Genomic DNA, 12,822 nt, shown 5'->3' with positions numbered 1-12,822 from the left:
CTCTTATGCCTTTTAGTTTTTTGTTTAAGCTTCAATAACCTTAAGCATTCGATTTAAAAATGCGGCTGATTCAGCACGTGTTGCTGTGCCTTTTGGTACGAATTCATTGCGCTCGTTCCCTTTTACGATGCCGTATGCGTAAACATTTTGTAATGCTTTCTTATCGTATGCTAAATTTTGGTCAGTGAATGGTAATTTCACTTCTTTTCTATAAATCCAGTTATATTCTAATGCACGGTCAATCATGATAACAGCTTCATCACGTGTTATTGTAGCAATCGGATCAAATTTATTATTCCCACGACCATTAATGATACCTGCGCTAGCTGCACGATTAATTCCGTCTACTAAAGATGGATGTGCTTCGTTTAAGTCTGTAAATTTAGCGTTTCCAGCCGGTAATTTTAAAGCTCGCGACATTAAATTTGCAAACTCTGCTCGTGTTACGAGGCGGTTTGGCCAGTAAGAACCATTTCCATCACCGAACATGATTTTCCTAGCTGCTAATTGACGAATGTCTTGTTCATACCAACCACCTGTAATGTCGTCTTTTTCATGAGGGATTTCTGGCGGTGGCATAACCTCTTTACGATGTTCATTATAGTAAGCGTTCGTGCCTTTTAAGAAAGCATCCCATTGTCCGCGTTGAATCATAAATGCAGGGCAGTTTTTTCCGCTCCAAAATTGATGCTTTTGCACGTGATCTAGAGATATGTTTAATTCGTTCATTAAATAAGCAGCTAATTTTCGGGCATTTTCTACTGCTTTCGTATAATTTCCATCACTATTCACAGCAATTTCAATTCCGATAGATTCATAGTTTCCTGTCTTATTTCCAGCATGCCAACCAACTTCATTTAATGGAAGATGTTGATAAATTTCTTTGTCATCCACTGTAAAATGCCAAGATGCTGAACGATCAGTATTTCCGCGTGCTTGGCTATCTAAGTACTTCGCATGATTTAACGCGTTAGCACCTTTACTTGTATTAGCAGTTTCATGAATTGTAATGTATTTCGGTTCCATTGCGTAGCCAGGACGAATGTTTTCATTCCCTTTTGGAACGATCATTTCTTTAAATGTAACACCATAAACGTTATTTGTAGGCAAATTAGAGGGTGTTTTGAAGAAAGTTGCGCTTCTCTTTTCGATAGAACCTGCTTTTTCAAATAATGATGCTTTTGTACCTTCGAATGTAGCTGAAGGAGCATAAATCCATTTCTCAGTTCCGTTCAGTTGAATTTTAAACCAATTTCCAGCTTGTTCAGTAGGAGCTACTGTTTGTGGCTGTAATTTCGTTTCCTCTTTAAACGATTGGAAAGGGAATGAATATATTGATGTTTCGTCTTTCACAATTAGTTTTTGATTTGAAAGTTTATGAATCTCTTGTATTTCTAAACTATTATTTTCCTTATTAACCCAACCAGAACCGGATGTAGTTTGTACGTAATATGTATTACCTTTTTTCTTCGTTGCCTTTACTACTGGTTCAGCAATTTCAATATTTGTTTTGGTTTTTAAGTCGTTTGCATCGTATAGTGGAAGTTTTGTTGATAAGTGGAGAAGATATTCACCCGAGATTTCAAGGTCGTTTTCTTCGTCATGTCTATGCTGTTTTGCATGTTCTTCAATGCTTTTTAACGCTTGTTCATCAATAGACAATTCCGCAGTTTTCTCTATATTTTCTGCGAATGAATGGGTAGGTGCTATAAATGCTTGTAATGCCAAAGATAGTGCTAAAATGTTGTAAAACCTTTTTTTCATAGTTGTTTGTTAACACGTTATAGTATATATGTCGTGTTAACAGTCCTCCTTTAGATGTATTTTAAATTAGTAGCAAGTATTAATACGTTCTAGATTGTAACAAGAGCATATTGTAATGTCTATACAACTAGGAAAAGTTCGTGAAAAACTAATATTCAGTTTGTTTTAAATAGGATATAGAAATAAGGTAAAACCTTCTGTATTGACCTACAAACGCCCTTCAAGTAAACTAAAGAGAGTTTGCAAATGAAAAGGTGATAATGTTGTTAATTTCAATTAAAACGTTACAAGATGATCGTTTTTTACGTCCGCTGCAAAATATTGGCGGCTTATTTTTTGAAGATAGTACGATTGGATTTGAACAAGAGGAAGCAAATCTTATTGTTGATATACACATTGAAGAGAATGTGAAAGCATCAGCTCGTTTAACAGAGGTTGCTACTGGAAATGTGTATGAAGAAACTTTCGCAAAAGATTTATCTGCTTTCACAGATGAAAAAGAGCGTATGAAGCAAGTGAAGCACGTTGTTTCTTATGTATATCTTTCTGTTCTTCAACAGTTAACTGGTCTTGAACAAAGCTGGGGCATTTTAACAGGAGTTCGTCCGACAAAACTTCTTCATAAAATGCTTCAAAGTGGTATGTCAAAAGAAGAAGCACACCAAGAACTTCGTGAAAGCTATTTAATTCATGAAGAGAAAATTGAACTTCTTCAGCGTATTGTGGATTGCCAATTAGCGGTAGTTCCGGATTTATACCGTTTGAAAGAGGAAGTAAGTATTTATATCGGTATTCCATTCTGCCCAACAAAATGTGCATATTGTACATTCCCGGCGTATGCAATTAACGGACGCCAAGGCTCTGTTGATTCATTCTTAGGTGGTTTACATTATGAAGTCCGTGAAATTGGTAAGTTTTTAAAAGAAAAAGGTGTAACAGTTACGACGATTTATTACGGCGGCGGTACACCGACAAGTATTACAGCAGAAGAGATGGATATGCTGTATGAAGAAATGTATGAAGCGTTCCCAGATGTGAAAAATGTGCGTGAAGTAACAGTTGAGGCAGGTCGCCCAGATACAATCACGCCAGCGAAGCTAGAAGTGTTAAATAAATGGAACATTGACCGTATTAGTATTAATCCGCAGTCATACCATCAAGAGACATTAAAAGCAATTGGGCGTCATCATACTGTAGAAGAAACAATTGAGAAGTATCACTTAGCTCGTGAAATGGGAATGAACAATATTAATATGGACTTAATTATTGGTCTTCCTGGTGAAGGGTTAGATATTTTCAAGCATACGTTAGATGAGACAGAAAAGTTAATGCCAGAATCGTTAACAGTTCATACGTTATCATTCAAACGTGCTTCTGAAATGACGCAAAACAAACGTAAATATAAAGTAGCTGGTCGCGAAGAAATTACAGCGATGATGCACGAAGCAGAAGAGTGGACGCAAAAGCATAATTACGTACCATATTATCTATATCGTCAAAAGAATATTTTAGGTAACTTAGAGAACGTTGGTTATGCAATGCCGACGCAAGAAAGTATTTATAACATTGTTATTATGGAAGAAGTTCAATCGATTATCGGACTTGGCTGTGGTGCATCAAGTAAATTTGTTCATCCGAAGACAGGCGCAATTACGCACTTCGCAAATCCGAAAGATCCAAAATCATATAACGATGGCTTCGTAAAATATACAGAAGACAAACTGAAAATTTTAGAAGAGCTATTCGTATAAGAAGAAAGAGGTTGTTCCGAGTTGGAATAGCCTCTTTTTTATTTTGTCAGTTTTTGTCGGTAAGTTGATATATTCGAAAAATCGCTGATATATTTCAAGTTGTGGTCGATATATTCGGAAAACCGCCGATATAATTTCACTTACCGCTAAGCGGCACTGATTGTAAAACTATGTCGATAATAATCAGAAAAATTAGTCAAATCATTAGAGGACAATGTCTACTTATAGACGAAATGATAGATTTATGAAAGAGAAAAGGGGGAAATTGTTGGCATGTACATGACGATAGGGAGAATATTTGATTTAGCTGTTGGTAAGTATCCTAATAAAGAGGCGTTAGTAGAGCCGGAAAAAAATATTCGCTGGACATATAAACAGTGGGATGAGCAAATAAATAAAACGGCGCAAGCGCTATTGAAAGAAGGGGTAAGAAAGGGAGATACTGTATCTGTTTACTTATATAATTGCCGTGAATTTGTAAACGTTTACTTAGCTTGCGTGAAAATAGGGGCAATCTTTAACCCGATTAATTTCCGCTTAAAGGCAAAAGAAGTATCGTATATTCTCCAAGACGCAGCCTCGAAAGTAGTAGTCTTTGAAAAAGCAGTTGAATCAACTGTTGCTATCATTGAACGAGATTTTCCAAATTCGTCTTTTTGGTATGTAGAAGACGATACACCTTCCTATGCTAGTTCTTACCATGAAAAAGTGAATGCAGCATCTTCTGACAAAGTAGATATCGAAATTGATGAAATGGATTATTGTTCTATGCTATATACGAGCGGTACGACAGGTCATCCGAAAGGCGTGCTACATCGCCATCGTGAAATGGCTGAGCATAGTATGATTTGTACGTATTTCTTAAAATATAATAGAGATAGTGCTGGGCTTGTAGTGGCGCCTTTATATCATTGCGGCGAGTTAAATGCTGGAATCATTCCGCGTATTCAAGTTGGTGGAAAGAATGTTATTTTACATCACTTTGATACGGATAGAGTATTACATACGATTCAAGAAGAGAAGATTACGACATTTTTTGCAGCACCGACGATGTGGAATATGTTACTGCAAAAAGATTTAACGCAGTACGATTTAACATCGATGAAGATTGGTATATATGGAGGAGCGGCAATGGCTCCAGCATTAGTGAAGGAATGTAAAGAACGTCTTTATATTGATCTCGTACAAATATACGGAATGACAGAAATGGGACCAGTTGTTGCGTTTCTTGTAGAAGAAGATCAAATTACGAAAGCAGGTTCAGCAGGAACACCGTGCTTTAGTCATGAAATCCGCATTGTAAAACCAAATGATGATGCACCAGCAGAACCAGATGAGGTATTACCTCCTTATGAAGTAGGGGAGATTATTTTACGCGGCCCAACTATGATGGCTGGTTATCATAACCGAGAAGAAGCAAATGCAAAATCGATGTATAAAGGATGGTATCACTCTGGTGATTTAGGTTACTTCGATAAAGATGGCTATTTATTCGTCGCAGATCGTGTGGATGATATGGTAATTAGCGGAGGCGTTAATATTTATCCACGTGAAATTGAAGATTTTCTACATAGTCATCCTGGTATATTAGATGTTGCGGTGCTTGGTGAGCCAGATGAATTATGGGGAGAACGTGTTGTGGCCGTCGTTGTAAAGAAAGATGAAACGATTACAGAAAATGATTTGGAAATATATTGTAAAGAAAGTGATGAATTAGCAGATTATAAACGCCCACGTCATTATTTATTTGTGGATGAACTTCCTCGTAATGCAAGTGGGAAATTGCAGAAGTTTGTGCTTAGAGAGTCGTTGAAAGGCGCGAAAAAATAGAAAGTGTCGGATGCCTCATATCTATGTGATTTTCGCCTGTTTGTCTGTAAGCAATATCTTTGCTCTTTTGTAGAGGTGGAGAATTAAGTGAAAATCAATCAATCTTCACTTAATTCTCGTTTCTTTGCAATGAAGAGTAATTCGTGCATTTGAAACAATGTGAAAGAAATAAAGGGATGTAATGTACAAAAGAAAAGACACCCTAAGGTGCCTCTCTCCGACTTGAACCATTTTCATTTCATACGAATCTATCCGTATTACCCCTTTGTTATAAGTGTAAACACATACTATAAAACAGAATCGTCTATATACACTAGATTGTTAGTTCACAAAATATAAGAGATCTGAGATCAGTATCGGAGTAACGCCACATCCCCTATAATGATTGATATGTTACGCCTTTTAAAAGAATCTGCTTTATAGAACGTGTCCACAAGTTATATTTTACTACATGTAATATTCATTTAGTTTATTTTTTGTGAATATGTATAATTACATAAACTTCATGAGAAAACGAGAGTATACTTTGGTATTTTGTAATAAAGATAAAGCCCGCCTACAAAAATAGAGGGCTTTTCTTACTTCTTATAGATATCTATTCCAATTATATTATCAGATGAATCTAAACGAACATATACGTCATCTGACAAAAGGTGGGCATTATATATTCGTTGTTTATATGTTGATATCTCGAAGCGTTTTCCATTTGATTCACATTCCAAAATAATCATATCTCCATGTTCTTTCCAACTTACTAATCTAGCAGTTGTATTCATTTTTAATCCTCCTCTAAATTATTTTATGGAAATTAATAGAAACAGTGTGAGGAAGGAGTTTATATAGTCAAAAAGAAAGGTGAAGATATTTTCTTTGAGTGAAGAGATGGTAGCATAGTAACTTTTTTAAAAAACAAACTATTTAATTATATGTATAATAATATTAACTAATATAATGTATTAATCTAACAGAAGGGAGGAATAGCCATGCAATTGGTTTGTTTTAAAATAGTAAGTGGTCAATACTTCTTATTTGTAGAAGGTATTCAAATTCCTGTACCAATTCCACTTTGTTCTTAATGTAAGAACTTTCAGCAGTTCTACTTTTTAATTGAAAAACCCTCAAGTATATGGATGCTTGAGGGTTTTTTATTGTTATAAAAATCGTTGAATGAAATGGGGTTTGCAACATTGTTTGATGGTCATGTTGGGATGCCCACTTTCTACTTTTATTTACGGGAAAATCCTTCTTCATCAAGGTATTCCGCAGCTTCTGGATAAGAGTTGAATGTACCGTCTAAGTTTACACCAGCGTACACGTTCCACATATCATCCTCTTGAATAAGAGTTAGGATGTGGCCGTCTTCGTTCTTCCATTCTTCTTCAGCAGCAGGTTCCATTGTTGTAACAATTTCTTCTGGTTCCTGTGATAGACGTTCAATTACTTTTTCAATTAATGAACGCAGTTCTTCTTCTGAAAACTCACGGATGTTAATCATGCCTTTATCATCTGTTTTATAACCTTTAATGAAGTTTGCATATACAAAGCCGTTTCCATTTGGATGTAAGTGATAAACAACGTTCTTTTTATCTAAACGACTTTCTTCAAAGTGAAAGTTCACGCGTTTTAATGATACGTTCTTTCTTTCTAATTCAGGGAAAGATTCAATGATCGATAATTTTTCTTCAAAAGTTAGCATAGTGCCTCCAAATATATAATAAAAGATTTAATTTGTTCATTATAACATAGTTATAATAGTTTCCAAAGATGCGGCGGAAGTTTACAATTGAATGCGTTTACGTCACGATACTGTAAAAAGTGGGCTAACGAATATATTCTTTTAGGTGTACAATGGAACGTGGACTTAATGTGAAGGTGGTTATTATATGTTTCAAAAAATAGCAAAGGAATGTTTAGCAGGTTTTACTGTTGCGATTGTTGCGTTGCCACTTGCCATTGCATTTGGTATTGCTGCAACGGGAACATCTGAGGGAGCACTAGTCGGATTGTATGGTGCGATTTTTGCAGGTTTATTTGCGGCGTTATTTGGTGGTACACCTGGGCAGGTAACGGGGCCAACTGGACCGATTACGGTTATTGCAACAGGAGTTATTGCGACGCACGGATTAGAGGCGAGTTTTATAGCCTTTATGATGGCGGGACTGTTTCAAATTTTATTCGGTGTATGTAAGCTTGGATCTTACGTTCGATACATTCCGTATCCTGTCGTTTCAGGATTTATGAACGGAATCGCATTAATTATTATTTTAGGTGAAATAAAGCATGTGCAAAATAGTTTTCTACTCGTAGTATTAACGATTATTGTAATGATTGTTTCTGGAAAATGGATTAAGGCTATTCCGTCTAGTTTAGTTGCATTAGTCGGTGTAACTGCTTTGCTTCCTTTATTTTCTTCTGCGTTAGAAGGGCTTACAGTGAAGTTACCGATTATCGGAAACTTGTCATTAAATAAGGTGATTGAAAAAATTGGGACGATTCCAGAAGCGATGCCGACGCTTCATATTCCATCTTTAAGTGGAACAGGGATTGCAGAACTTATTTTACCAGCGCTTAGTATTGCTTTATTAGGATCGATTGACTCGTTGTTAACATCGGTCGTAATGGATAATGTGACAGGTACACGTCATAAAAGTAATAAAGAACTGGTCGGACAAGGTATCGGTAATATGATGAGCGGGTTGTTTGGCGGATTAGCAGGGGCAGGGGCGACTGTACGGTCTATCGTTAATATAAGAAGCGGTGGTAAAACGGCGCTTTCAGCAAGTATGCATAGTGTTATATTATTTATTTTCATTATGGGACTTGGATCGGTCGTACAATACATTCCGCTTGCTGTATTATCAGGTATTTTAATTTTAACTGGTATTGGAATGTTTGATTGGGAAAGCATGAAGAAAATGCATGTAGCACCAAAAGGTGATGTCATTGTTATGCTCGTAACGATGATTGTCACAGTGAAGTTCGATTTAATGATTGCTGTTGCGTTCGGTATTATTCTTACGTTCATTATATACATGGTGAAATGTAAAGAACGTAAAGCTTCTATTGTAAAAGAAAAAGACGCGACATATAAAATTAAAGGCCCACTTTCATTTTTAACAGTGGATCGTATTTTTTATGCTTTACAAGACGTAAAGTCTCCGGTTGTTTTACGTATGAAAGATGTGCGCTATATGGATGTATCAGGCGCAATGGCGTTATTTAATTTCATTGAGCAGTCGGATAAGTCAGGAGTGAGTGTGACGCTAGAACAAGTGCCTACTCATATTGAAAAAACGTTAGTAACGCTGGCGAGTAATGAGCAGAAAGATAAATTACAGTTTGTAGAAGCTGGTGCTATGTAAGGAAATGCCCTCGTATGAGGGTGTTTTTTATTGTGTTTAATATCTTTATATCGTGATGTTTTTTATGTTATTGACATTTATTAATCTTAGCAGTATAGTAACATTCTAGATTAGGTATGTGCTATTATAAGAAGGTATATGAATTTTGAGATTCCTTTATATTCAGAAGGAAGAGCTGTGAGCTGGAGGGAATATTTGATGTACAAACAGTTACCACATGGAGTGAAGATCGGGATTACGCGATCAATTGTTGTTTCTTTTGAGAAGTATATGAAAGAAATTGAATGGCATGAAGAAAAATTTGATATGCAGCAATTTGTTGAACAGTGGAAACAATATTTATACACAAAATCAACTTGGATTAATAAAGTAGATGATGAGTTGAAAGAACATCCAGATTTCCATCAAGCGTTAGCAGTGAAAGTGAATGAAAAAATTAACGAGCTTATTAATGAAGAGCCGAGCGAAGAGCAAGTAGAGCAATTAAAGAAAAATAAAGTGAAGCATGTAGATGAAATGTGCAAGTTAGAAGCTGAATATCATATTGAACGTTTATTAGTAACGAAATAAATTTTACATAAAGAATAAGCCTGTCCAAGGAGGTGTGATGACCATCTTTTTGAACAGGTTTTTTTGTATGGGAAAGAATAAGAGAGGCTGCTTCTAGAGCAGCCTCTCTTATTAGTCTTGTGGTACAAATGCTTTCCAAGAAGATAGATCCATATCTTCTTTTAATATAGATGAAGCAGGGAAGACAAATGACCACGGTTTTGTAGTGTTCGCTTTAATTTCAAGATTCGGTAACGTGAAAGCACCTTTCACGACAACTGCACCTGCTGCATCTTCAATGTGAAGAGGAAGTTGCTCTAGTTGAATGTCGTCTTTGCAACCGTTACGAATAAGAAGCGTTGTATGTAAATCACCGTTTTCTTTTCTTGCAGCTTGCAGACCTAGGAAGTTAATTTCACCATCATTTGGAGGTGTTAAATTGTCTACGAAATTACGTAAAGCTTCTTTGCTTGCTTCAGGTAACTGAGCTTCCCAAGATGGGTCTAAATCTAATACATGCTTACTTTCAAGTTCAAACGCTAATTCCCAATCTGTTTGCGATAATTCGGCACCTGTAATTGTTTCTTGCTCAAATGTAAAGATGAATGGCATATTTACATTTGCAGGAATATCTCCTAATGCAGAAAGATTAAATGTTTTGCGGGCAAATAGTTTCTTCTCTTTATCTAGAAGGATTAATGTAACCTCTTCGAAAGAAATTGGTTTCGGAACAGTGCTACGAATAAATACAGCTACATCATAACCATTATCACGTTTTTCAATCTCAATTCCAGATAAAGAAATTTGATATTCTTGTAAACGTGTTAGTTCTTTATTTAAAAATTGATAAATGTATTTTTGTTCTTGTGCTACTGCACCCCAGCTAGGGTGGAAGTAAAGCGTCGGTTTTACTGTTTTATTTTCAGTATTTGTTTCTTCTTGTCCGAATAATTGATTACTAGAGACAGTCGTATCTTTTCCGCTTTTCTTAGCTCTTTTTAGGAATGATAACATTATCTTTCACCTCGTTATTGTACGTTTTCAGGAACACCTAAATGTCTTGCAACATAGCGGCACATTTCTTTTTCGAAATTACCATATGTGTATAAAAAGATATCTAGGCCTTCTTTTTGATAAAGACGAGTAGGGTCTTCTTGTTGATATTGTCTTAGCCCGATGCCTTCTTTTAAGTGAGTCATTGCATCTAAGTGATTTACCCAGTTCTGATCTAGGAAATGAAGGGAAACATATCGTAGCGACTGCTGTAAATCAGTATGGCTATTTAGCTCATTTACGCGCTCTTTATAAAGAGATAATGTTTCTTTCAAAACGGATTGTAAATCTTCCGGTGAATGTACATTATTCGCTGATAGTGATGGCATGTTTTCTACTGGTAAAAGTTCATTTATATTTGCTGTTAAACTAGCGAAATCCCATTCTTCTGGAAGCATACCTTCCAAAAGATATTGCTTAGAAATGGCTTCTACAGCATGATCAATCATTGGAATAATAATTTCAATCATATTTATATCTTCTTGTAACAAGTTATTACGTAATTTATAAATAACGTTACGTTGGTCATTTATTACATCATCTAACTTTAAATTGTACTCACGCATTGAGAAATGGCTACCTTCACAAATTAATTGTGTACGGTTCACGAAGTCATGAACTTTAGAAGTTAGAATAAGTCCTGTTTCATCTGACTTCAGTGATTTATTTAATTTCTCCATTTCTTCATGTGCGAAACGTTTTAACATTTCATCTTCTAAAGAAAGGAAGAACTGAGAACTACCTGGATCTCCTTGACGACCAGCACGACCTTTTAACTGATTGTCAACGCGTCTTGATTCATGGCGTTCTGTCCCGATTACATGTAATCCACCAAGTTCGTGAACACCGTCACCTAGTATAATATCAGTACCTCGTCCGGCCATATTCGTCGCAATTGTAACTTGTCCTTTTTGTCCAGCTGTTGCAATTAAATCGGCCTCTTGTTCTGCGCTTTTCGCATTCAATAATTGATATGTAATATGCGCTTCATCTAAGTAACGCGCAACGGTTTCAGATTGTAAAATAGACATTGTCCCAATTAAAATCGGGCGTCCTTGTTTATTGTGCTTTAGAACATCTTCACGTACAGCTTTATATTTAGCATCGGCTGTTACGTACACGACGTCATTTTTGTCTTCACGAATGATAGGACGGTTTGTCGGAATTGGCATAACTTCCATGTTATATACACGGTTAAATTCTTTTTCTTCCGTTTTTGCTGTACCTGTCATACCAGATAATGCTGGATACATACGGAAGAAGTTTTGAATTGTAATGGATGCTTGCGTTTGGTTTTCTTCAGTGATTTCTAAACCTTCTTTTGCTTCAAGAGCTTGGTGTAAACCGTCACTTAAAGAGCGACCATCCATAACGCGACCCGTGAAAATATCTACAAGTAGAATTTTTTCATCATGTACAATATAGTCAACATCACATTGGAAAGCGACATGAGCTCGTAATGCTTGGATCATATAATGATATAAAGTTTGATGTTCTAAATCATATAGGTTATCGATATCAAATAAATCTTCTATTTTTGTAATACCGTCTTCTGTAAAACTAGCAGATTTCGATTCTGCATCGTACGTGTAATGAAGAGTATCCTGGAATGATTTAATAACTTTTGCACATAAATAGTGTAAATCAGTGCTGCTTGATTTCTTACCCGCGATAATAAGAGGCGTCTTCGCTTCATCAATTAAAACGCTATCAATCTCATCGATAATAGCAAAATGATAGGGACGTTGTACCTGTTCATTTTTTGAAGAGGCCATATTATCACGTAGATAGTCAAAGCCAAATTCTGTTCCAATACCATATGTAATATCAGCTTCGTAAGCAAGTTTCTTTTCGGTAGGATCGATTTGAGGAATATTCAATCCAACCGTTAAACCTAGAAATTCATGAACTTGGCCAATTAATTCTTTATCTCGTTTTGCTAAATAGTCATTTACAGTAATAACGTGAACGCCTTTTCCTTCAAGAGCACGTACGTATGTTGGAAGAGAAGAAACTAATGTTTTTCCTTCGCCAGTTGGCATCTCTGCAATATTACCTTCTAATAGTACAAGGCCACCAATTAACTGCACATCGTAGTGTCGTAATCCAAGTACACGCTTTGCTGCTTCACGTACAACAGCGAACGCCTCTACTTTTATATCATCCACTGTTTTTCCATCATGTAGCATGTTTTTAAATATAATAGTTTTATGACGTAATTCTTCATCAGATAAATCAGATAGTTTTGCTTCTAGATTATTAATGTCTTGAACAAGTTGTTCATATTTTTTTAGTTTTCTCTTTTGAGAATCTCCTAACAGCTTTTTTACCGAATTCAGCATGTTGTAAACACTCCTCTTACTGACAATAGCTACATTATAGCACATGTTTATCTGGAATAAGTAGAAGTAGTAAATTGAAGAAAAAACTGGATATAAATAAGGTGTTATTGCACATGCTATATTTGAAGGGCATAAAGAAAGAGAGTATTCAATGTATAAGAAATTTGGTAT

The 12,822-nt window shown here is 35.9% G+C and carries 9 protein-coding genes; 4 read left to right on the top strand and 5 right to left on the bottom strand.

What is annotated here, in order from left to right:
- Positions 1–24: 24 nt before the first annotated feature.
- Positions 25–1,764, bottom strand: coding sequence for an N-acetylmuramoyl-L-alanine amidase (locus QCI46_RS23005; RefSeq protein WP_353841506.1), 1,740 nt, complete (start codon positions 1,762–1,764; stop codon positions 25–27).
- Positions 1,765–2,024: 260 nt separating this feature from the next.
- Between QCI46_RS23005 and QCI46_RS23000 the strand changes: the two genes are divergently transcribed.
- Together QCI46_RS23000 and QCI46_RS22995 are read left to right on the top strand one after the other, a co-directional pair.
- Entirely contained in the window at positions 2,025–3,515 is a 1,491-nt protein-coding gene (locus QCI46_RS23000) for a coproporphyrinogen III oxidase (protein WP_327959452.1), read from the top strand.
- 273 nt (positions 3,516–3,788) lie between these two features.
- Positions 3,789–5,345 carry a fatty acid--CoA ligase gene (locus tag QCI46_RS22995; RefSeq protein WP_353841505.1) on the top strand — a complete coding sequence of 519 codons (1,557 nt, stop codon included), beginning with the start codon at positions 3,789–3,791 and terminating at the stop codon, positions 5,343–5,345.
- A 578-nt stretch (positions 5,346–5,923) separates the two neighbouring features.
- Here QCI46_RS22995 and QCI46_RS22990 read toward each other — a convergent pair.
- Both QCI46_RS22990 and QCI46_RS22985 read right to left on the bottom strand, forming a co-directional pair.
- Complete coding sequence (locus QCI46_RS22990; RefSeq protein WP_353841504.1) at positions 5,924–6,121, bottom strand: hypothetical protein; 198 nt, start codon at positions 6,119–6,121, stop codon at positions 5,924–5,926.
- A 449-nt stretch (positions 6,122–6,570) separates the two neighbouring features.
- Entirely contained in the window at positions 6,571–7,041 is a 471-nt protein-coding gene (locus QCI46_RS22985) for a hypothetical protein (RefSeq protein ID WP_172554654.1), read from the bottom strand.
- Between the two features lie 187 nt (positions 7,042–7,228).
- Here QCI46_RS22985 and QCI46_RS22980 point away from each other — a divergent pair, with 187 nt between their 5' ends.
- A complete protein-coding gene (locus QCI46_RS22980) occupies positions 7,229–8,707 on the top strand; it encodes a SulP family inorganic anion transporter (protein ID WP_353841503.1) in 1,479 nt (492 codons plus the stop codon).
- A gap of 198 nt (positions 8,708–8,905) precedes the next feature.
- Positions 8,906–9,277: a hypothetical protein gene (locus QCI46_RS22975; protein WP_353841502.1), complete on the top strand. Its 372-nt coding sequence runs from the start codon at positions 8,906–8,908 to the stop codon at positions 9,275–9,277.
- 111 nt (positions 9,278–9,388) lie between these two features.
- On the opposite strand, the gene QCI46_RS22970 is transcribed toward QCI46_RS22975, so the two are convergent.
- On the bottom strand, positions 9,389–10,270 hold the full coding sequence (locus tag QCI46_RS22970; RefSeq protein ID WP_353841501.1) for an accessory Sec system S-layer assembly protein: 882 nt from the start codon (positions 10,268–10,270) through the stop codon (positions 9,389–9,391).
- A 14-nt stretch (positions 10,271–10,284) separates the two neighbouring features.
- On the bottom strand, positions 10,285–12,651 hold the full coding sequence (gene secA2 / locus QCI46_RS22965) for an accessory Sec system translocase SecA2 (RefSeq protein WP_353841500.1): 2,367 nt from the start codon (positions 12,649–12,651) through the stop codon (positions 10,285–10,287).
- Between the last annotated feature and the right edge of the window lie 171 nt (positions 12,652–12,822).

The sequence above is a fragment of the Bacillus cereus group sp. RP32 genome (genome assembly GCF_040459735.1).
Lineage (GTDB): Bacteria > Bacillota > Bacilli > Bacillales > Bacillaceae_G > Bacillus_A > Bacillus_A wiedmannii.
The sequence above is the reverse complement of the archived record's forward strand: the minus strand, read 5'-3'. Positions and strand labels throughout refer to the sequence as shown.

What these genes read in the sequence shown, in the direction of transcription:
- QCI46_RS22985 (WP_172554654.1), bottom strand. Translation starts at nt 7,041, where the DNA reads ATGCTAACTTTTGAAGAAAAATTATCGATCATTGAATCTTTCCCTGAA.
- QCI46_RS23005 (WP_353841506.1), bottom strand. Translation starts at nt 1,764, where the DNA reads ATGAAAAAAAGGTTTTACAACATTTTAGCACTATCTTTGGCATTACAA.
- QCI46_RS23000 (WP_327959452.1), top strand. Translation starts at nt 2,025, where the DNA reads ATGTTGTTAATTTCAATTAAAACGTTACAAGATGATCGTTTTTTACGT.
- secA2 (WP_353841500.1), bottom strand. Translation starts at nt 12,651, where the DNA reads ATGCTGAATTCGGTAAAAAAGCTGTTAGGAGATTCTCAAAAGAGAAAA.
- QCI46_RS22990 (WP_353841504.1), bottom strand. Translation starts at nt 6,121, where the DNA reads ATGAATACAACTGCTAGATTAGTAAGTTGGAAAGAACATGGAGATATG.
- QCI46_RS22975 (WP_353841502.1), top strand. Translation starts at nt 8,906, where the DNA reads ATGTACAAACAGTTACCACATGGAGTGAAGATCGGGATTACGCGATCA.
- QCI46_RS22995 (WP_353841505.1), top strand. Translation starts at nt 3,789, where the DNA reads ATGTACATGACGATAGGGAGAATATTTGATTTAGCTGTTGGTAAGTAT.
- QCI46_RS22970 (WP_353841501.1), bottom strand. Translation starts at nt 10,270, where the DNA reads ATGTTATCATTCCTAAAAAGAGCTAAGAAAAGCGGAAAAGATACGACT.
- QCI46_RS22980 (WP_353841503.1), top strand. Translation starts at nt 7,229, where the DNA reads ATGTTTCAAAAAATAGCAAAGGAATGTTTAGCAGGTTTTACTGTTGCG.